Here is a 20,874-nt window from a genome sequence, read left to right as displayed (position 1 = left end):
CTTTGCTGATGCGGGGGGGAGTGGATGCGGGCCGGTGGCACGGGCCAGGAAGGCCCGTGCCACCAGGGCGGGTTGCTACTTAGTTGGAGTTCGCCGCCTTGACGTATCCGTTCGGGTTCAGCACGAATTTCGTTGCCGAGCCGGCGTCGAATTCGGCGTAGCCGCTCGGTGCGTCCTCAAGCGGGATCGCTTTGGCGTTTACGGCCTTGGCGATCTGGACCTTGTCGTGCAGGATCGCCATCATAAGCTGCCGGTTATACGACATGACAGGGCACTGGCCGGTGGTGAAGGACAGGGACTTCGCCCAGCCCGTGCCCAAGGACAGCGACAGCGAGCCGTGCTTGGCGGCGTCGTCGATTCCACCGGGGTCACCCGTGACATACAGGCCGGGAATGCCGAGGGCCCCGCCTGCAGCGGTGATGTCCATAAGGGAGTTCAGCACGGTGGCCGGAGCCTCATGGGAGGCGTCCTTGCCGTGCCCCCGGGCTTCGAACCCTACGGCGTCCACGCCGCAATCCACTTCGGGGACGCCCAGGATTTGCTCGATATGGTCCTTCGGATCACCGTTGGAGACGTTCACCGTTTCGCAGCCGAAGGAGCGTGCCTGAGCCAGCCGGTCTTCGTTCATGTCACCGACAATCACGACGGCGGCACCGAGCAGCTGCGCGCCCACGGCGGCTGCGAGGCCCACCGGGCCGGCACCGGCAATGTACACGGTGGATCCAACGCCCACTCCGGCAGTGACGGCACCGTGGAAGCCGGTGGGGAAGATATCGGAAAGCATGGTCAGGTCCATGATCTTTTCCAGGGCCTGGTCGCGGTCCGGGAACTTGAGCAGGTTCCAGTCAGCGTAGGGGACCAGCACGTATTCCGCCTGGCCACCCACCCAGCCGCCCATATCCACATAGCCGTAGGCGCTGCCCGGGCGGTCAGGGTTGACGTTCAGGCAGATGCCGGTCTTGCGCTCCTTGCAGTTCCGGCAACGGCCGCAGGAGATATTGAAAGGTACAGAGACAATATCTCCCACCTTGATGAACTCCACGTCCGGTCCGACTTCCACCACTTCGCCGGTGATTTCGTGGCCGAGGACCAGGTCCTTGGGAGCCGTGGTCCGGCCCCGTACCATGTGCTGGTCCGAGCCGCAGATGTTGGTGGTCACTGTACGCAGGATCGCACCGTGGGGTACTTTTCGGCCCACATTAGCCGGATTAACGCCAGGCCCATCCTTGAGTTCCAACGTCGGATAGTCGGTGTTGATGATTTCGACGACACCGGGTTCTTTGTAGGCGACGGCTCTGTTTCCTGACATGGACACTCCTTTTGGTAGGGGCATGTGGTGCCAGGCCTTCCGTGCGGATGGCCTGGCACTGGTCCGGCAAAGTTGCAGGCGTTGCCCCGTAGCCCGTGAAGGATGCTTCGATGAGGATACCTCCCCAGGTTTCAGCCACCGAAGCACCCTTCACGGACACGGGACACCTCCCTTGTAAAGACGAGACTAGGGTCACGGTAGCTGCAACAAAAGCGCAAGATTTTATAGATAACCATGCAAAATAAGTGCACGAAGAGAGAGCAGTGATCTAGCAACAGGTGTGCGCGGGAAAAGCTGAAGGGACTGGGCCCGGTGTATTACCGAACCCAGTCCCTTCAGCTCCAGCTCGCAGGTGAGCCGGTCACACCGTGGGGTGTGTTATTTCTTTTGGGGGAGGAACATTGCCTTTTCCAGCGGGGTCACGGTGAGTGATTTGAGCTGGGCAGTACCGCCTTCGGCGAAGAGGGCCATCTTGTCGGCTCCCGGGTTGGGGAATACCTGGTCGGTGATGGTCCTCAGTCCGTTCTGGGCGAACACCTCTACGGAGGAGTGGTCAAGGTAGATACGCATGGTGACGTTGCCGTTCTTGTCCAGCGTGACGGGGGCGTCCTCGATGGATGCGAAGGCCGGGTGGAATGTGGTGTTGCCGGAGTTTGTGCGGTCAACGAACATCTTCCCGGTCGTGGCGTCATAGCCGATGATCGTAGCCGACTGTCCATCGCCGAGCACGGTCATGCCGGATTTTGTTGCGGTACCGGGGGCGAACGTGATGTCCACCTGCTGCACCTGGCCTGCCGACTGTGCAGGCAGCGGGTGCCTGCCTGCGGAAATCGGGCCGCCCTTCTTGTCGTTATAGGTGACTTTCCCTCCCAGCTTTTCCACTTGCTTTACGGCGCTTTGGCTGAGGCGGGGGCCGTCAGGGGTTTGGGTGAGTTTCACTTCGCGGGGAAGGGCCATGGCGCTGCGCCAGGGGTTGGTTGGGGTGTTGTTGGCGTAGTCCCAGTTACTCATCCAACCCAGCATGATCCGCTTGTCGTCGGGCATGTTGGCGAAGGATACGGTGGCGTAGTAGTCCCGTCCGTAATCCAGCCAGTCATAGGACTCCAGGCGGGACGCCGCGGGTGTGGGGCTTGCTGTGAATTCGTCCGCGAGTATGTGCCCCCAGCCGAACCTGTTGTTGTCGACAACCTTGATTTGTGCCTGCTGGCCAATGAATTCCTTGACGTCCCATGATGTCCAGTCCAGGGATTCACTGTCGTTGCCGGTGGCCGTACGGACCACTTGTCCGTTGACTACCAGGTTCACCGTTTCCTCATCGGACCTGGGAACAGCTGCGGAGTCGGTGAGCATGACGTGGTCAAGCGTCAGGTGTCCCCACCCGCCGGTAGCTTCGTCAACGACCCGCAGCTGGGCGTTTTGCCCGGCAAATTCGGAGACGTCCCAGCCTTTCCAGTTCAGCAACCCGCCGTTGTCGCCGGCCAGGGAGCGGACCACGTTGCCATTGATGAGCAGCTGGACGGCCAGGGTCTGCCCGGAGTCGGTGGAGCGGTTGCCGCCTCCCACCAGCATGCTCATGAAATTCTTCGTGATGGGGAACTCTGGGGACGTCAGGGTACCTTGGCGGTCATCACCGGGCACGGTCCCGGTTTCGAACGTATTGATCCGTTTGGCGCCAAGGTAATAGTCCCCTCCGCTGGTGGCTGGCTGGAAATTGGGGGTCAGGTCTCCTGTGCCGGTCCAGGCGGCATCGGCCAGCGTCGTTCCCTCGGGAACCTCAAAGCCTTCAAACTTGAGCTCTCCCTCGGGCGGGTTATTGTCCAGTTTGTCGGAGACATGGGGGTGCTTGCCTCCGCCCACGAGGAAGTTCAGATAGTCGTCTGTCACGGTGAATGTGGGTGACTGCATGGAACCGAGGGGCCAGTCCCCATCATTGAAAGAGTTGATCAGTCCGCTGCCGCCGAATCCGGTCACGGGGCTCTGACCAGGCAGGGAACCGGTCGCAGGGGCGTCACCGAAGGGGCCATTCTTCCAGTTGCCCGGTTCGTTGTTCACCGTCCAGCCGTTGTAGGTTCCGTCGTTGAATCCGGCGAGGACTGTTCCGGCCGGCGGGGCACTGGCCGGCTCGGTGGTTTCGGAGGTGAACGTGGTGCCGTCGAAGTTGCCCACGAAGTACTGGACGGCAGAACCGCCAGCGACGCCGCCGGGGTTGATGCTGACTATCATGACCCATTTGACGTTGTTCGGGTCACCGTCAACAGCCAATGGGAACAGGTCGGGGCATTCCCACTGCCCGCCGGTGGCGTTGGCGGGCCCGAAATCGCTCAGTGCGGTCCAATCCTTAAGGTTGTCGGACTTGTAGAGGACAACCTTGTGCTCCTGCGATTCCACCGCGGTCATGACCCAGTAGCCTCCGCCGGCCGGGTTGTCGTACCAAAAGACCTTCGGGTCGCGGAAGTTGGCTGAGTTCCGGTTCAGGACTGGGTTGCCGTCGTACTTGGTCCATGTCTGGCCGTCGTCCAGGCTGTAGGCCAGTGACTGGGCCTGCAGGCCGCGGTACGGGGACGCTTCTTTATAAGCACTTGTGTAAATCGCGATCAGGGGCGGGTTTTCCGCGGTTCCGAGTCCGGATGTGTTGTTTTTGTCCACGACCACGCTGCCGGAGAAGACATCTTCCTGGGCATCGGTGGAGATGGCCAAAGGCTGCTCTTCCCAATGGACGAGGTCCTTGGACGTGGCGTGGCCCCAGGACATGTTCCCCCAGGTGTTCCCGGAGGGGTTGTGCTGGTAGTACATGTGGTACACGCCCTTGTGGAATACGAGCCCGTTGGGGTCGTTCATCCAGTTCTTTTCCGGCGTGTAGTGGATAGCCGGCCGGTGCTGCTCATCCCCGAGTTCGGCGGCGGAAGCGGGCATGGCGCCGGCCAGTGCTGCGGCGAGCGAAAGGCTGGCCAGTGTCAGTGCAGAGACGCTGCGCGTGCTCCGCATAGTGGATTGTTTCATGTCGCTTGTGTCGCCCTTCGTTGCGCGTGTCTAGCAAATAGACAACGTTGTCAGTCAATGCGTTGGACTCTAAAAGATGTCTATCGGACAAGTCAACGGTCATTTTGAGGCCGATTTTCTTGAGTCTGGTTGCGGCATGAATGCTTGGGAACGACGATTGGCCCCCGTCCGCAGGACGGGGGCTGAGACGTACGACTGGGGGCCCAGAGGGAAAACCCTGGGTGGCACCTACCCTATGACGGCCGTTTTTGCTGGGCTATACGACCGGGTTGAGCCAGGTCAGCTCCGAGCCGTCACCCTCAATGTGACGGGCCAATTCCTTGTTGAACCTGGCTCCGTAATCGGCGTTGATGTGCTCCTGGAACGCGGCTTCATCCCGGTAGACCTCGAAGACGAAGTATTCCCGGGGATTCTCTTCGCGGGTGTAGGGGAGAAACAGTTCGTTGCCTGGTTCCTTCCGGACGTGCTGGGTCAATTCGGCCATCATTTCGGCAACGCGGGCCTCACTGCCGGCTTTGACGGTGAACTCGGCATACAAGGTTTTGGTCATGATCTCTCTTCGGGTTGGTTTTACAGAGGCGAAGTTCTTTTGGGAAGGGGGCTATGCCGGCGGGCGGATTTCGCCGGAGCCTCTTTGGATCAGCTCGGAGGGGACAATGTAGGTCCGCGCCGGTTGATCGTCGCCATCCATTCTGGCTAGAAGCCGTTCGGCCGACATCACGCCGATCCGCTCCGGGTGTTGAGCGACGACAGTAACCCCGGGGTCCATCATGTCGGCAAGTGTAAAGTCGTCAAAACCGACAAGGGCCACACGCTTGTGCACGCCAAGCTCCTTCAGGGCGCGCATCGTTCCGAAGGTGACGAGGTTCTGGCTGGAGAAGATTGCCGTCGGAGGATCCTCGGAAGTCAACAGTTCAAGGGCTGCCCGCCTCGCTGCTTCCTCATCGTGAAGATTCTCGACAACGGGCAGCGTAGAGGTGGGAAGTCCTGCCCTGCCGACCTCCTCAAGGAAGCCCCGCCGTCGCTCCCGTGCCGTCTGAATGTCAGTGCGGTCACCCAGGTAGGCCAATTTGGTGTGTCCGTGCGCCAGCAGATGTGCGGCCGCCCCTGCCGCGCCCACTGCGTTGTCGGTAACCACAGCATCAGCCTCAACCCCTACCGGCTCCCGGTCAATAAAGACCATTGGCAGGTTCCTGGAGTGCTCCGGGATCATGTAGGCCTGGTTTTTAGCGATCGGCGTCAGGACAAGGCCGTCCACCCGCCTGCCCAGGAAAGCTGCGATGATGGCCTGCTCCCGCTTGGGGTCGTCATCGAGGCTGGCGGCGAAAACGGCTATTCCCCTGGCGCCAAGGGCATCCTCCATGGCGCGGTGTATTTCGCCGCTGAACGGGTTGGAAACACTGGGCAGCAAGAGGCCAACCGAGAGGGTCCTTCTGCCCGCTCGACGGAGGCTGCCCGCTGTGACGTCCAGCTGATAGTTGAGCTGCGCGATGGCATCGAGCACTTTTTGCCGAGTGACTTCGGAGACCCCGGCCTCGTCATTGATCACCCGTGAAACGGTTTTGATTCCAACACCCGCGAGTGCCGCCACGTGACGCATCGTGGGCCGGGTCGGGGACAGGGGTGGCTGGTAACGATCAGACATCGTTGTCAAGAAAGTAGCTCCTTATCGTTCTTTTCCTATTGACTCTAGCGTGTGATCCTGCTTACCTCGGTTATGACATCGTTGTCGAGGCCATGGAGGCCTCAAACACCAGGAGATTCAATGTTGAGTTCCAAGTCCCACCTTTCAAAGGCCACCCGCATCTTTGCCGCCGGCGCGGCCCTGACCTTAGGAACGCTCAGCCTTTCCGCTTGTGGAGGAAGTTCCACTGCGCCGGGTGCCAGCGAAGGCACGTCAGACGAGAAAGTCGGCGTTTCCTTGATCGTCAAGACCACGACGAACCCCTTCTTTGTTTCGATGCAGGACGGCGCCAAGAAAGCCGCAGAGGCTGGCGGTGTTGATTTGAAGCTGGCGGCCGGTAAGGCTGACGGCGACGAGGACACGCAGATCCAGGCCATCGAGAACGCCATTTCCAAGGGCGACAAGGGCATCCTGATCACGCCCAACGGCCCCTCGGTGGTCGACGCTCTTCAGAAGGCGAAGGAAGCCGGCCTGTTCGTCATCGCTTTGGATACCCCGCCGGACCCCGCCGACGCCGCCGACATCACTTTCGCCACCGACAACTTCGCCGCCGGCGAGCTGATCGGCAAATGGACCGCTGCTCAGCTGGACGGCAAGAAGGCCACGATCGCCCTCGTCGACCTCTTCGACGACAAGATTGTTTCCGTTGACTACAACCGGGACCAGGGCTTCCTTACCGGCCTAGGCATCGACACTGCGGACAAGAAGAAGAATGGCGATGAGGCCAAAACCGGAAAGTACACCGGCGGCAAGGGCGGCGACTACGAAATCGTCGGTAACCAGGCCTCCCAGGGCAACGAGGACGGCGGCCGGACGGCCATGGAAACCCTCTTGTCGAGCAACCCCGACATCAACGTGATCTACACGATCAATGAACCTGCGGCGGCGGGAGCATTCGAAGCCTTGAAGTCAGCCGGCAAGGACAAAGACGTGCTGGTCGTTTCGATCGACGGCGGCTGCACCGGCGTGAACAACGTCAAGTCCGGCGTCATCGGCGCCACTGCCCAGCAGTACCCGGTCAAGATGGCCGAACTCGGCGTGAAGGCAATCGTGGACCTCGCTAAGACCGGTGAAAAGCCGGCCAACTCACCGGGCCTGGACTTCTACAACACCGGTGTCGAACTCGTCACTGACAAGCCGGCCGACGGCATCAAGAGCATCACCACCACCGAAGCTTCCGAGATCTGCTGGGGCAAGTAAAACCCCTGCCATGTGCCCGGGGAGGCCGCACCGCTGTGGCCTCCCCGGAGCACAACCCCCGCGTTAGCTAAACGCCAGCAACCCTCACCAAAGATCAGGACCAACCGTGACCCAGCAACAGACCGCCGGCCCGCCCAGCGCCGGGCATGCCGACCTGGCGGAGGAATTCCTTGACCGCCAGACACCGCTCAGCCGCATCCGCAACATCCTCCACCGTTATCCCGCCGTCAGCCCCGCCCTTGTACTCCTCATCGCGGTGGTCGTGTTCGGCCTCCTCAATGACAGGTTCCTGCGGGTCGAAAACCTCTCGCTGATTACCCAGCAGGTCTCCGTCGTCGGCACCCTGGCCATCGCCCAGACACTCATCATCCTCACGGCCGGCATTGACCTGTCCGTCGGCGCCGTCATGATCCTCTCCTCCATGGTCGTGGCCCAGCTCGCCGTCAACAACGGGCTGCCCGCTCCTGTTGCCCTGCTCGCAGGCCTGGTCGTCGGACTCGCGACAGGAGCCCTGAACGGATTCCTGGTCACCCGGTTCCGGCTCCCACCCTTCATCGTTACCCTTGGCACGCTGAACATCTTCATCGCCCTGACACTGCTCTACTCCAACGGGGCGACCGTGCGCGGCTCCGCTATGCCGGACCTGCTGACCTGGACCGGCAGCACCTTCCCCGTAGGGCCGGTGCGCATCTCCACAGGCGTCGTGGTGATGCTCCTGCTCTACGTGGCCATCGCATTCATCTTGGGCAAAACCGCCTGGGGCCGGCACGTCTACGCCGTGGGCGATGACAAGGAAGCCGCCCGCCTGGCTGGCATCGCGGTGAACAAAGTCCTCATGAGCGTCTACCTCGCCGCCGGCGCCGTCCTGGCCATCGGCGCCTGGATCCAGATCGGCCGCACCAACGCAGCCAGCCCCAACGCCGGCGTGGACCTGAACCTGGACTCCATCACCGCCGTCGTCATCGGCGGAACCAGCCTCTTCGGCGGCCGCGGCTCCGTCTGGGGCACCCTCCTCGGCGCCCTGATCGTCGGCGTCTTCCGCAACGGACTCTCCCTCGCAGGCCTGGACGTTCTGTACCAGACCCTCGCGGTAGGCGTCCTGATCATCCTCGCTGTGTCCATCGACCAGTGGATCCGAAAGGTCAAGTCATGACCATGACAGAATCAGCAGCCGCCGGCACCGCAACGCGCGAGCCCATCCTGAAGGCCAGGAACCTCGTCAAGACCTTCGGCCGCGTCGTCGGCCTGGACGGCGTCAGCCTCGACCTGTACCCGGGCGAAGTCCTGGCAGTCATCGGCGACAACGGCGCAGGCAAATCAACCCTGATCAAATGCCTCACCGGAGCAGAAATCCCCGATTCCGGCGAACTCTTTGTCTCAGGCCAACCGGTGCATTTCAAACGGCCGCAGGACGCCCGCGCCCACGGCATCGAGACGGTCTACCAGAACCTTGCGGTGTCACCGGCACTCGACGTGGCCTCAAACCTGTTCCTCGGGCGGGAAGAACGGCTCCCGGGTCCGTTGGGCAAACTCTTCCGCGTCCTGGACACGAAGGGAATGCGCCGCAAAGCCAAGGACGAGCTCACACGGCTCGGCATCTCCACGCTCCAGGACGTCACCGTCCCGGTGGAGAACCTCTCAGGCGGCCAGCGCCAGGCCGTTGCCGTTGCCCGTGCCGCTGCATTCGGCTCCAAAGTTGTGGTGCTGGATGAGCCCACAGCTGCCCTCGGTGTCCGCGAATCCAACCAGGTCCTGCAGCTGGTCCGGGACCTCCGGGACCGCGGCCTGCCAGTCATCCTGATCAGCCACAACATGCCCCACGTCTTCGATGTGGCAGACAGGATCCACATCCAGCGCCTCGGCAAATGCGCGGCCACGATCACACCGCAAACCCACAACATGACCGAAGCAGTTGCGATCATGACCGGCGCAGCCACCGCCTAGCCAACTGCTGCCCATACATCAGTCCGCGCACCGGGTTACCGGTGCGCGGACTGACGTCGCTTGAACAACCCTCACACCATCAGCTCCCCACGAGAGACAGACCATGGATTACCTCACAACAGCCCGGCCCGACGCTCACCCGACGCTTGACGTCACTGTCGTAGGCGAAGCCCTGACCGACGTGGTCACCACCTCACACGGCCAGGTGGAACACCCGGGCGGCTCTCCGGCCAATGTCGCCTACGGTCTCGGCCGCCTCGGCGTCACCACAGGTCTGCTCACAGCCATCGCCCCGGACGTCCGGGGAACAGCCATCGAAAACCATCTCCGCAGCGCAGGCGTCGTACTTCTGCCCGGCTCAAAATCCCTCACCCGGACGCCGTCGGCAACAGCAACCCTCGCACCTGACGGCTCCGCCACGTACGAGTTCGATATTTCCTGGGACCTGGCCACCACGCCGCCCGCGTACTTCCCTAAAATCCTGCACACGGGATCCATCGCCACTTTCCTTAGCCCAGGCGCCGCGGCCGTAAAAGCCCTGCTCGAACAGGCCCACCGTCACTGCATGATCACGTACGACCCCAACATCAGGCCGGCCCTGCTGGGCAGCCACGCGGAAGCGAAAGCCATTTTCGAGGAGCTCGTGGCCCTGACCGACGTGGTCAAACTCAGCGATGAGGACGCGCGGTGGCTGTACCCCCGGAAGAGCCTGGGCGAAACCGCGGCACACATCCTCGGCCTGGGCACCCGGCTGACTGTCATCACCAAGGGCGCCGAAGGTTCACAATTCGCGTCCGCCGACGCCAACATCAACATCCCTGCAGTGAAAACGACAGTCGCAGACACCATCGGCGCCGGGGACTCGTACATGTCAGCCCTGATCCTGGGCTTCCTCACTCGAGGAACCGAAGGCTTCGCCCCGGCCGTCCTGGAGCAGGTTGGACACACCGCAGCTGCAGCCGCGGCCATTACCGTGCGGCGCCCGGGAGCGAACCCACCCACCCTTGAGGAACTACACGCAGCCGTCGAAGCACATGACTCTGCTCAATACTCAAATGCCTGACGCACATCATTCCTCGACACCAGAACCCTGATGCTGCACACGCAATTCTTCGCGGCAGAAACACGGCGCGTACGCTCGTCGTGGGGCCTTAGCGCTTTTGCCTGAAGGCCTTGGTCTTGCGCAGACCGCGCCACGGCTTTGATGGAAGGGACACCATGGAACTGCACCACCTCCTGAAGGCACTGAACGCCGGAGAAACCATCACCGGGGACTCGCCACTGCATGCGGTTATGCACAGGGTCAGCCAGGATGCCCTGCGCATCACGGGTGAGCTCAATGGTGGGTACCAGGAACCTGCACTGGTGAGGGAGCTCCTGGCTCAGCTGACCGGCAATCCAGTAGACGAATCCGTAACGGTTTTTCCGCCGTTCTACTCCGACTTCGGGAAGAACATCACCCTCGGCAAGCGCATCTTCATCAATTCCGGCTGCAAGTTCCAGGACCAGGGCGGGGTGGTCATCGGGGATGACTGCCTGATCGGCCATAACACCGTGATCGCCACACTCAACCACGATCTGGCGCCGAAACGTCGCGCAGATATGCACCCTGCCCCTGTTGTCATCGGCCGCAATGTCTGGATCGGATCAAACGCCACAATTCTGCCCGGTGTGACGATTGGTGATGACGCAGTGGTGGCTGCTGCATCCGTGGTCACGAAGGACGTACCGGCACGGTCCATCGTTGTGGGCTCGCCTGCACGGGTGGTGCGCTCGCTGTCGGACTGAACTGTGCCGGGATCAGTGGGCTGCTTCCCAGGTCGGTGGAAAGCGTGCACCGGGCCCCTTGGGCGCCATCAGTTGTTCTCGACTCAGCCGACTACAACGGTCAACTCCACTGGGACAGCGCGGCGGACCGCATCGTCAACGGGGGAGTGTTCATCTGCCCATTCAACAATGTCGCGGAGAATGCTCTTTTCGGTGTCGTGGGCTGCTATGCGGACCACTGTGCGCAGAGCGAGTGGACCTGCAGGAGTGTCCTTAACGATACCCAGCAGACCGCGGTCGGCAGATTCACTGTCAACATCGACTTCGAGCAGGCTGAGGCTCACTCCCTTTTCCGCGGCACGCATGGCGATCGCAGCGGTGTCCTCAGACCTTGAGTTCAAGCCAATCCCCGGACTGATCGGACGGCACTTGTGCGGCGTGGCTCCCAGAGCTTCCGCCTGAGCTGGAGACCGGCTTCACCCGCCGGAACGCGGCGAGGACGGCCCGGCCCACCACAACGATTCCGATGATCGTGGTGACGGCACGCAGGGTGTCCCAGCCCGCCGTCGACGTCACCAGCGAGTACAGCAGGAAGCTGCTGAGGTTCGTGGCCAGCGGCGCACCCGGCTGGTAGGAGATGCCGGTGCCGGCACCCACCGCGAAGGGCCAGAACCACAGGTTGGTCAGCAGGCCGAACAGGTAGGACGCCACGGCGCCGTAGCCGCACAGCATCCACAGTTCCGCCCGCCCGCGCACCCGGCGGGGGAGCAGCCCGGCGCCCGCGCCCACCCACGCACACGCGAAGATCTGGAACGGCGTCCACGGCCCGATCCCGCCCCACAGAACGCTGGACACGGCGATGGTTGCGACGCCGAGCAGCAGGCCGAAACGGGGACCGAACGCCCGTCCGGCCAGGATCAGCAGGATAAAGACAGCTTCCACGCCCCCGACGCCGGTGCTCGCCACCCGGACCGCGGAACCTACGGCGGCCAGGACACCGAGAAACGCCACGGTGTGTGCCGAACGGACGGAACCATCGAGGGACACGACGACGGCGACGGCGGCTATGGGTGCGATCGCCAGGGCAGCGTAGGGGAGGGCTGCGGCGGCATCCTGCGGGAAGGCCGCGGCGAGCAGCGGCCAACAGAACGCACCCAGGGCCAGGACGTTCGCCGCAGCGAGGACGCCGAGTTCGACGCCGCGTGGCATCCTGATGCGGCGGGGCTCCTTAGCGCTGTGCACGCTAGTTCGTTCGTGGGTGAACCGAGCTGCCGGGACTCTGGACACTGTGGCCGGCTGGACTGTAGCGGCAACAGCCGGTGCGGTCTCGCTCTTGGTTGAGGGCGCGACGCCGTCGCGCATCGGGAGGATCCGGGCCCGGAGGCCGTGGGCAAAGTCGTGGTCGTGGGTGGCGACGAGGACTGCAGCGCCCGCGTCAGCCGCCGCCCGCAGCGCCGCCGAAACTGCTATGCGTGCCGCAGGATCGAGTCCTCTCGTGGGCTCGTCGATCAGGAGGGCCTGGGGGTTGTCCATGGTCTGCAGCGCGATGGCGAGGATCCTGCGCTCGCCGGCGGAGAGGTCCCGCGGATGCTCTTGGCCAATGGGGATAGTGACGTCGCCGCGCAGCCGGGCGAGGTGTGCAGCTGCGAAGCCGGGCGCAAGCTGGCGGCCGTCCTTTTCGCGGGCAAGGCGCCGTTCAGCTGCCCGGAGTTCGCCTGCCACCGTATCCCTGGTGAAGAGGTCGTCCGAGGCGTCCGGCACCAGGGCAACGCGGCCGCCGTCGAGCGTTATCTCACCACTGGTACCGTTACCGGGCTTGCCCTCACCCAGGGCGAGCGCCACCAGGAAGGACGACTTCCCCGCCCCGTTCGGCCCCACCAACGCCACCACTTCGCCGCGGTGCAGGGTCACGGATGCGTCGCGTACCAGGGGATTGCCCTTGCGGTGCACGGTGAGGTTGGTCGCCGTGAGTACGGGCGCCGCGTCAGACTGCCGTTCAGGTGCTGGGGTGGTGTGGACGGGGACGGAAGGCGACGGAGCGGTGGGAGGTACCAGGGCGCCGTCGTCGATGGTCCACCACGAGTCGGCAACCGATAGCAACGCCTCGGCCCGGTGCTCGGCCACGATGACGCAGACGCCGGCGTCCCGAGCGAGGGCGTGGAGCACGGCGATGACGTGCCCGCGGGCTGTAGTGTCGAGGTCGGCCAGAGGCTCATCCACCAGGAGCAGGGCCGGCTGTTCCACCACTGCGGCGGCGATGGCCACGAGTGTTGCCTCGCCCGCCGAGAGCGTGCTGACATTCCGGTCCAGCAGCGCCGTCACTCCGACACGTTCGGCGGCCTCCAGCACCCGGGCCTTGGCGGCAGTAGATGCAACGCCGCGTAGTTCAAGGGCCAGGGAGATTTCGTCCCGGACCTTGGTGGTGGCGAAGGCGGCGCGGGGGTTCTGCAAGACGACGCCGACGCTGCGGGCAGTGTCGCGCGGCGGCGTGGCGGCCCGGTCCGTTCCGGCGACGCGCACCGTCCCGGAAACTTGGCCCCCGTCGACGTGGGAGAGCAGGCCGGCGATGCCCCTCAGGATGGTGGACTTGCCGGAGCCCGTCGGCCCGGTAATGACCGTGATGGACCCGCCCGGCGGCGCAAAATCGTCCACCCGGACCTGCGCGTCCCCAATGCGGAACCCGCCGTCCCGCACCAGAAGCGGGCCGTCGTCGTCGTTCCTGAAACGGTGCTCCGTCCGGCTCCCAAAGCCGCGCAGTTCGAGGGCCGCGGCAACCCGGCCGGCGTGCTCAAGGGTGCGTTCGAGGATGGGCACCAGGGCGCGGGGTCCAAACTTTTCGCCCCGCAACCGGAACGCCAGGCGCACGGAGGTCACGGCGTCGGCAAGCGCGGGGAGCGCCGCCCAGGCCACCACCAGCATCCGGCCGACGCCCTGCAGGGGGCCGCGGCGGGCCAGGTGCACGAAGCCGCGGGCCACGTCCACCCAGGCGTTGAGCAGCCCGAAGCCGAGGAACATCCCGGCAATTGGCAGGGCGGACAGGACTGCCGCCCACAGCCCGGGACCAGTGACCGGGCCCAGGAGGACCACATGCGAGTACGGGGCAGGCAGCCGCATCGCCGGCAGGTCGAGCAGGACGGGGTCGCCAATGCCCGCCCCGTTGAAAAGGACGCGGTAGATGACCCGCGCCGCGACGAAGACGACGGCGAGGGCCGCCGCTGCACGTAACGGCGCGGGTCGGAAGGTCATGCCGCGGGGGCGGCCGGTTCGCCGTCGACCGTGAAGAGCAGTTCCAGGCTCTCGCCGGGGCTCACCTTGAGGGTGGCCAGGCCTTCCTGGGCGTAGGCCCAGTCACCGGCGGCCGGCTTGGTCCAGAGGGACCAGTAGGCAAAGGCAGCGGGCATGCCCTTGCATTCTTCCCGGTACGTGCCGGCCTTATGCGTGATGTCCAAGTCAGCAGCGGGCACGCCGTTGACCCGGCATACGAGTTCGGTGGGGTACTGCTCGGTGCCCTCAGTCTTGATGTTGGCCTCTTTGAGCACATCCGCAGCGACAGTGGGCTCATCCACGTCCACGCACACGGAGGTGTCGGCTGCAGCCTCCTTCAGGGCGCCCGAATCAACGATGACCTTGACGCCGTCGCACGGCCCGTCGGAGGTGCTGGGTGCGGCGCTCGATGAAGCCGCAGCCGTGGAAGTAGCCGCTGCCGTGGAAGCCGGCTCGGAGGCAGCAGGCTGGGTAGCCGGCGCGGAACATGCTGCAAGGGAAAACAGGAGACCGGCGGCGGCGAGGGAGCTCGCGGCGGCGGTGCGCATCTTAGTCAAAGTCACCTGTTAAGGGTAGGGCGTTGCCTGCCAGGATCCGGAGGCCGTGGCGTTGTATGACGTGAGGCTTCAACGGAACCCGCCTGACAAGCCGGCTCTTCAACGTTAACGTCAAGGCATGCACTCAGCGACGCAAAGACTGGCCCCGGCTGATGAGGCGAACCTGGTGCTCGACCACGCCGGCCAGGTCAACGTGTTCCTCGTCGCCAGCCTGCTTGAGCCGGGTGGTTTCCTGGCTCCGGACGGCACGCCGGACATGGCAAGGCTCAGGGCGGTCCTCCGTGAGCGGATCGGGGAGTTGCCGGCGCTCCGCAAAAGGGCAGCCCAGGTGGGCCGCCGGTACCACTGGGTCGAATCCCAGCCCGACTTGGAGCACCACGTCCGCCTGGTGGAGCCCGTGGACGGTCTTGCGGGACTTCAGGACAGATGCGCCGAGCTCATGGGGCAGCCGCTGGCCGGGGACCGTCCCATGTGGGAGATCCTGGTTGTCCCGGGTGCCACGGTGGGAGGGCTCGGCATCGTGCTGCGAATCCATCACGCCGTGGCCGACGGAGTGACGGCGGCAGTCATTGTGCAGCGGCTCTTCGATCCCGGCGAAGCGGGGGAGGGTGCCGGGAATGAGCCGCCTGCGTTTGCGCCAGCGGAGGCTCCCCGGCGCCATCCGAGGATTGATGTGCGCCGCACCCTGCGCCGCCTCGGGACAGGTTTGCGCCGTATCCGCAAGACCTTGTGGGGCCATGGCGTGGGCCGCACGGCGCTGCTCGGTGAACGCAGCGCGCACCACGGCGTCGCTTTCCTGCGTACAGACATCGGCACCCTCGAATCGGCGCTACGTCCGAAGGGTGCCACGGTAAACGATGGACTTCTCGCTGCATCCGCGGCCGGCTTCCGGGCAGCCCTGGTGGCGGCTGGTGAACCGGTTCCGGCGTGGCTGCCGGTGTCGGAGCCGGTGGCGCTGCGGCGCCGCGGGACTGCGGGGAACCAGGTGGGGGTCATGCTTGTGCGGCTGCCCCTCGGCGAGCCCGACCCTGATGAGCGTTTGCGGCTCATCGCCGGGCAGACGTTTGCGGAGAAGCCGCAGGCAAGGGAGCAAGGCACCCTGGAGTTCATGCGCGGCCCCGTCGGCGCGCGGATCATGGACCACCTCGCCCGGCGGCAGCATCTGGTGGGCGGGTTTATCACGAATGTGCCGGGTCCGGGAGGAACCTTTCGGCTCGCCGGGGCCCCGGTCGTGGCGCTCTGGCCGGTTGCGGTGCTCGCCGGCAACGTGCGGCTCGGCGCCGCGGCAGTCTCCTACGCGGGGAACCTGTGCTGCGGCATCCACTTCGACGCCCCCAACGTCCCGGGTGACATGTTTGCGCAGGCCATGGGGGAGGAACTGTCACGCCTGGGCGGGTAAGAGTTCCCTGGCCCATGCCAAGGCAAAGCGGACGACGGCGGGAGGGCCCGCCGTCGTCCGCTTTGTTCCTTCGGGGGTCCTTAGGAGGGGTCGCCTTCGACGAGCAGGGCGACGATGAGCAGAGAATGTCAGACCCCCCTGCGATGCTGTGGTTATGGAAACCAGCGCGGTAACAGATGCGGGAGGTAGAACCGTACTGGCGACTGCCGTTGCGTCGGTGGCCGGGATGGTTGATGAGCTCGCGGGCGTTGTTGCGGGGCAGCCGGACGCCCTGGATGGGCCTACGCGTGTTTCCGACGATGATGCTGATCCGCTGCAGGAATTTTCCGAGGTTTGCCTGGACGGGTTAGGGGTGGTGGCGCGCCTCGAGGCCGCGACGGCGGCGCTGAAGGTGCGGCTGGTGGCTGCCTACACGGAGGCGGCAGACGCAATTGAAGGCCCGCCGGCCAGCGCTTACGAGGCGACGGCGCAGGAGATGAGCCGGGTGGCAGAAGTCGCGTGCGTGCTCACCATCGGAGAACGCGCCGCGTCTGCTTTGCTTGGAGAAGCCCACGCGTTGACCACCTCGCTGCCGGCGGCATTCGATGCGCTGCAGGCAGGCAACATCGGCTGGCTGCACGCCCGCATCATGGTCGACGAAGCCGCAGGGCTCACTCCCGCTGCTGTCTCCGCCCTGGAGGCTCACTTCTTTGGCCCGGACGCAGCGAACCTGGCCCGCGGCGCCGCGCCAGGAGATCTGGTGCCCGGCCGGTTCCGGCGGAAGGTCCGGGTTTGGCGGGAGCGCCACCACCCCGAGTCCCTTGAGGAACGCCACACGAAGGGCGTGGCAGACCGGCGAATGGAGTTCAGCCCGGACCGGGATGGGATGGCCTGGCTATCGCTCTACCTTCCCGGAGACATCGCCTTGGCCATCAGGAACAGGTCGACGGCGCTCGCCCGCGGACTGCAAGGCCCGGACGAACCACGCACCCTTAGCCAGTTGCGCGCCGACGTTACCGCCGGGCTGCTGCTGGGCAGTGCCAACCAGGACTTAGGAGACGTGCCTTCTCCCAAGGCTGAGGTGCTCGTGACCGTTCCGGTCTTCTCCCTCCTCGGCCTCACTGATGAACCAGCCGAGGTCGATGGGCTGGGGCCGGTACCGCCATCGGTGGCACGCAGGCTTGTTGCGGACGGTGCCAGTTCGTTGTACCGCGTCCTGGTCAACCCGAGGGATGGGGCGCCGCTGGAAATTGGCCGTACCAGCTACCGGCTCCCCGAAGCTTTGAAGCGCTGGCTCAAGATGCGGGACGGCAGATGCACTTTCCCGGGCTGCAGCAACCACAGCCTGGACAATGAAGCCGATCATCTCACCGCGTGGCAGCACGGCGGGGCCACCGGGATCAGCAACCTTGGACAGGCATGCCCAAAACATCACAGCCTCAAACACCGGTCGGGTTGGACACCGACGCAGGCAACAAAGAACGAGCCACCTGGCTGGATGTCACCGACTGGCCGCCAGTATCCGGCCGAGCACCCGGACCGGGAGCCGCCACTCATTCCACCGGATTGCCTGCCGGTCCCCGTCACCCCACCACGACAGGTCACTAGCCCGTTCGAACAGGCCATCCTGACGCGCCTCGCTGCCTGACGACCTGCGCCCTGATGGCTCGCGATCCAGCTGCCTGGCGCGCCTCGCCGCCTGACAGCCGGCTGCCCGACGGCCGAGCGCCTGGTGCTCCGGGCTGTCTCTGCGGTGTTTGTGGAGCGGCCTTGTTCAGAGATCCAGCTCCATGAAGACGCTGTGGGGATCCAGAACGTAGTCCGCGAACGGCGGGCACTCGGTAAAGCCGTGCCGGGCGTAGAGGCGCCGCGCAGGGGCGAAGTAGTCCTCGGTGCCAGTCTCAAGGTAGACGCGCTCGAGGTTCCTGGTGCGGGCGTCATCGAGAATGTGCCGGAGCATCAGAGTGGCTACGCCCCGTTTCCGTGCACTTGCGGTGGTGCGCATGGACTTGATTTCGCCCTGTGTGGCGGACCCGGAGGATACATCCAGGAGCTTGAGTGCACCGCATCCCAGCAGATCCCCGTCCTCACGGGCGGTCCAGAACGTCATTGACGGCGCGGAAAGAGCAGAGTGGTCCAGGGCGTGGACGCTTACAGCAGGGGAGGTAGCGAACATGTCTGCCAAGTGTTCACTGAGGAGCTTATGGACGTCACCGCGCGCGGGGTCGTCCCGGTCAATGGAAATCATCGGCTCCAATGTACCGCCTGGCGCCAGCATCGCACTGGCGCCAGCATCGCCAGAGAGCAAATCTTTACGTCAGTCCTCGATGGTGACGCCGCGCCAGAAGGCGATCCGGTCCTCGATCTGGGCGGCACGCGGCTTGGGCTCGGGGTAGAACCAGGCCGCGTCCACGTTCTGCTTCCCGTCCACCTCCAGCGTGTGGTAGCTGGCTGTGCCCTTCCACGGGCAGAAGGAGTCCAGGTCGCTGTCCCGGAGGTAGCCGGCGTTGACGGCGTCGCGGGGGAAGTAGTGGTTCCCTTCCACCACCACGGTGTCCGTGGATTCGGCAATGACTTTTCCGTTCCAGATAGCCCTGACCATGTGATTCCTTTCGTGGCTGCTGCAGGCGCCGAGGGACGACGCGTGTAGGTATGCCAACGGAAGGGACTGCTGACTTGTTCCCCGGCAAAGGCAAGCGGACGACGGCGGGACGTCCCCGCCGTCGTCCGCTTCCACTTGTATCCCTACGCCCCAGGAAAGGTGCATTACCCCCGTGAAGCCTGCGGCTGTGCGGCGAGGGAGGGCAGCGCGGTTCCAGTGACCGGCTGGAGGGCGGTCACCGTGGCGTAGCCTGCCGCCAGCAGTGCCGCGTCACTGTCCGGATCGGGCGTTTCCGTGGTGTCCGCGATAGCCAGCCGCACATGCTGCTGGCCACGTTCGGCGAGGGTGGTCTGGACAATGCCGAACCTGGTCAGCGTGGCGCTGCGATACTCCGGCAGTTCGGGACCGGCGCTGTTGGGAACATTGAGGTTCAGCACGCTTCCCGCTTCCTGGTCCATCAGGAACGGCAGCAGGCCGGTGGCCAGCCGCGCAGCTGTGTCCCAATGGATCTTCTCGGGATTGAGGCCCGTATCCAGGGACACCGCCATGCCGCGTCCGTCATTGACGCCTGCCGTGAGCGCCGCTCCCACCGTTCCCGAGTGCAGAATCGCCCGGCCCACATTGGCGCCGCGGTTGACTCCGGACAGGACGATGTCCGGCGGGGGACCAAAGGCGCCATGCGTGGCGATCATGGTGATGAACGCAGGCGCTCCGTGCACGGCGAAGGCTTCAACGCCGTCCAGGCCCTCGAGCTGGCGCTCTTCAATCGAAATCCTGCCGTCCTCTTCTACCGCGGTGATCGAGGAACTGCTGCCGCTGGCCTCGGAGGCGGGGGCTGCGACAACTACGCTCAGCCCCGCCTCAAGGGCTGCGGCTGCCAAGGCATGCAGGCCGGGGGAGCCGATGCCGTCGTCGTTGGTAATAAGGACACGGGTGGGCTGGTTCATGATTTCCTGACCTTTCGTGCCAGCTCATCGGGGCTCATCTGCTCGGCCGGTTCGTCCTCACTGGTGTCATCCAGCGGGACGATCTGTACCAGCTTGGCCACTTCGCGGATGGCCGATCCCTCGCCGGAGCCCAGGCCGTGCCGGGTCACATTGTGGGCACCTGCCGCGGTACCAAGAACCACCGCGTCGTGGAGGTTCCCGCCATCTGCCAGTACGGCTGCCACTCCTGCGGTGAGGGAATCACCGGCGCCGCTTGTTTCCACGGTTTCGAACTGCGGGACGTGGATTTCGCTGACCTCACCGTCGCTGAGGAGCAGGGAAGGCAGCTTGGCGCGGGTAATGATGACCACTGACGCGCCTTCAGCCGCGAGGGCGTGCATCGCTTCGATCAGCTGCCCTGTTTCCGAAGCTCCTGCGCGGCCGCTGTCCACGACTTCAGAGTCCGACATTTTCACCACTGACGGCTTGCCGGCCAGAATGCCGTTCAGCCGTTCGCCGGCAAGGTCGGCAATGACCGTGCATCCGGCTGTGCGGAGGTCGGCTGTCAGCCTCCGGTACATGTCCGGCGGGACCGAGTCCTCGCGCCCGGTGCCGCTGAGGATCACGGTGCCGGCTTCCATCCCCGCCTGCAGGGTGGCTCCGTACAGTTCGTCCAGCTCGTGCCGCGTCAGCCGGTGTCCGGGGGATTCCGCCACCACATCGCGTTCACCGCTGCGGCGGTCATGGATGTAGGCCCCGCTGTTGCCTTCGCCGGAAACCGGCAGGACCCTAACCCCTTCATCATCGATCAGGTGCTTCAGGATGCGTCCGGTTTCGCCGGAGAAGACCCCGCACATGGTCACCTCGGCGCCGAGGGCCTTCAGCATGCGGGCCTGCCAGACGCCCTGCCCGCCGGCGTGAATGTGGATGTCAGCGGTGTCCTGGACGTCCTCCACCGTGACTGTCAGGACGGGGGACGGGGCGAAAATCACTACGGAACCCATGTGTCACCTGCCCTCCGCGGCTCTGCACCAGGAAACGTGGCCATGGTTACCTCTTCCCACCGGAGTCCTCCGGCCGTCGTCGATCGGATGGGTCGCTTAACATGGTAAGCATACTTAGCACCTTGGTGGCCAGCCGCTGCTGGGCCGAGGGGCACCTAAGGCAAACGTACGACGGCGGGAGGCATCGCCGTCGTCCACGCCCTCCACTGCCTCCCCGGCCATGGGGGCTCTGGCAGAAC

The 20,874-nt window shown here is 64.6% G+C and carries 18 protein-coding genes; 7 read left to right on the top strand and 11 right to left on the bottom strand.

Going from position 1 to position 20,874, the window contains the following annotated elements:
* Window positions 1-79 precede the first annotated feature (79 nt).
* The 4 genes from fdhA to CXX84_RS07290 form a co-directional block, all read right to left on the bottom strand.
* Window positions 80-1,309 carry a formaldehyde dehydrogenase, glutathione-independent gene (gene fdhA, locus CXX84_RS07305; RefSeq protein ID WP_102976039.1) on the bottom strand — a complete coding sequence of 410 codons (1,230 nt, stop codon included), beginning with the start codon at window positions 1,307-1,309 and terminating at the stop codon, window positions 80-82.
* A gap of 378 nt (window positions 1,310-1,687) precedes the next feature.
* The gene (locus CXX84_RS07300) at window positions 1,688-4,309 is read right to left on the bottom strand and encodes a GH32 C-terminal domain-containing protein (RefSeq protein WP_223253012.1); all 2,622 of its coding nucleotides are present in this window, start codon (window positions 4,307-4,309) and stop codon (window positions 1,688-1,690) included.
* A 256-nt stretch (window positions 4,310-4,565) separates the two neighbouring features.
* Entirely contained in the window at window positions 4,566-4,859 is a 294-nt protein-coding gene (locus CXX84_RS07295; protein WP_102976037.1) for a putative quinol monooxygenase, read from the bottom strand.
* A gap of 51 nt (window positions 4,860-4,910) precedes the next feature.
* Window positions 4,911-5,909: a LacI family DNA-binding transcriptional regulator gene (locus CXX84_RS07290; RefSeq protein WP_102976250.1), complete on the bottom strand. Its 999-nt coding sequence runs from the start codon at window positions 5,907-5,909 to the stop codon at window positions 4,911-4,913.
* A 165-nt stretch (window positions 5,910-6,074) separates the two neighbouring features.
* Between CXX84_RS07290 and CXX84_RS07285 the strand changes: the two genes are divergently transcribed.
* From CXX84_RS07285 to CXX84_RS07265, 5 genes are all read left to right on the top strand, one after another.
* Window positions 6,075-7,193, top strand: a complete 1,119-nt coding sequence (locus CXX84_RS07285; RefSeq protein ID WP_102976036.1) for a substrate-binding domain-containing protein — start codon at window positions 6,075-6,077, stop codon at window positions 7,191-7,193.
* Window positions 7,194-7,299: 106 nt separating this feature from the next.
* Window positions 7,300-8,346: an ABC transporter permease gene (locus tag CXX84_RS07280; protein ID WP_079595136.1), complete on the top strand. Its 1,047-nt coding sequence runs from the start codon at window positions 7,300-7,302 to the stop codon at window positions 8,344-8,346.
* Window positions 8,343-9,137: an ATP-binding cassette domain-containing protein gene (locus CXX84_RS07275; RefSeq protein ID WP_102976035.1), complete on the top strand. Its 795-nt coding sequence runs from the start codon at window positions 8,343-8,345 to the stop codon at window positions 9,135-9,137. Before CXX84_RS07280 ends, CXX84_RS07275 begins: the two co-directional genes overlap by 4 nt.
* A 103-nt stretch (window positions 9,138-9,240) precedes the next feature.
* Window positions 9,241-10,200, top strand: coding sequence for a carbohydrate kinase family protein (locus CXX84_RS07270; RefSeq protein WP_102976034.1), 960 nt, complete (start codon window positions 9,241-9,243; stop codon window positions 10,198-10,200).
* 155 nt (window positions 10,201-10,355) lie between these two features.
* Complete coding sequence (locus CXX84_RS07265; RefSeq protein ID WP_102976033.1) at window positions 10,356-10,925, top strand: DapH/DapD/GlmU-related protein; 570 nt, start codon at window positions 10,356-10,358, stop codon at window positions 10,923-10,925.
* Window positions 10,926-11,008: 83 nt separating this feature from the next.
* On the opposite strand, the gene CXX84_RS07260 is transcribed toward CXX84_RS07265, so the two are convergent.
* From CXX84_RS07260 to CXX84_RS07250, 3 genes are read right to left on the bottom strand one after another with little or no spacing between them, the layout of a single operon-like run.
* Window positions 11,009-11,305, bottom strand: a complete 297-nt coding sequence (locus CXX84_RS07260) for an OsmC family protein (RefSeq protein ID WP_146031848.1) — start codon at window positions 11,303-11,305, stop codon at window positions 11,009-11,011.
* Entirely contained in the window at window positions 11,289-14,150 is a 2,862-nt protein-coding gene (locus tag CXX84_RS07255; RefSeq protein WP_102976031.1) for an ATP-binding cassette domain-containing protein, read from the bottom strand. The genes CXX84_RS07260 and CXX84_RS07255 overlap by 17 nt, the downstream gene beginning before the upstream one ends.
* Window positions 14,147-14,731, bottom strand: coding sequence for a hypothetical protein (locus tag CXX84_RS07250; RefSeq protein ID WP_223253011.1), 585 nt, complete (start codon window positions 14,729-14,731; stop codon window positions 14,147-14,149). Before CXX84_RS07250 ends, CXX84_RS07255 begins: the two co-directional genes overlap by 4 nt.
* A gap of 112 nt (window positions 14,732-14,843) precedes the next feature.
* Here CXX84_RS07250 and CXX84_RS07245 point away from each other — a divergent pair, with 112 nt between their 5' ends.
* Window positions 14,844-16,124 (top strand): wax ester/triacylglycerol synthase domain-containing protein, encoded by a 1,281-nt coding sequence (locus CXX84_RS07245; RefSeq protein ID WP_102976029.1) that lies wholly within the window; start codon window positions 14,844-14,846, stop codon window positions 16,122-16,124.
* Between the two features lie 154 nt (window positions 16,125-16,278).
* Window positions 16,279-17,751 (top strand): HNH endonuclease signature motif containing protein, encoded by a 1,473-nt coding sequence (locus CXX84_RS07240; RefSeq protein WP_102976028.1) that lies wholly within the window; start codon window positions 16,279-16,281, stop codon window positions 17,749-17,751.
* Window positions 17,752-17,877: 126 nt separating this feature from the next.
* Here the strand turns inward: CXX84_RS07240 and CXX84_RS07235 are convergent, their stop codons facing one another.
* From CXX84_RS07235 to CXX84_RS07220, 4 genes are all read right to left on the bottom strand, one after another.
* Entirely contained in the window at window positions 17,878-18,351 is a 474-nt protein-coding gene (locus CXX84_RS07235) for a GNAT family N-acetyltransferase (protein ID WP_102976027.1), read from the bottom strand.
* A 69-nt stretch (window positions 18,352-18,420) separates the two neighbouring features.
* Window positions 18,421-18,705, bottom strand: a complete 285-nt coding sequence (locus CXX84_RS07230) for a DUF427 domain-containing protein (RefSeq protein ID WP_102976026.1) — start codon at window positions 18,703-18,705, stop codon at window positions 18,421-18,423.
* A gap of 164 nt (window positions 18,706-18,869) precedes the next feature.
* Window positions 18,870-19,652, bottom strand: coding sequence for a 5'/3'-nucleotidase SurE (surE, locus tag CXX84_RS07225; RefSeq protein ID WP_102976025.1), 783 nt, complete (start codon window positions 19,650-19,652; stop codon window positions 18,870-18,872).
* Window positions 19,649-20,635, bottom strand: a complete 987-nt coding sequence (locus tag CXX84_RS07220) for a 1-phosphofructokinase family hexose kinase (protein ID WP_102976024.1) — start codon at window positions 20,633-20,635, stop codon at window positions 19,649-19,651. The genes surE and CXX84_RS07220 overlap by 4 nt, the downstream gene beginning before the upstream one ends.
* Window positions 20,636-20,874 lie beyond the last annotated feature (239 nt).

Origin of the sequence: Arthrobacter sp. AFG7.2, from assembly GCF_002892835.1 — a bacterium.
Classification (GTDB): domain Bacteria; phylum Actinomycetota; class Actinomycetes; order Actinomycetales; family Micrococcaceae; genus Arthrobacter.
The sequence above is the reverse complement of the archived record's forward strand: the minus strand, read 5'-3'. Positions and strand labels throughout refer to the sequence as shown.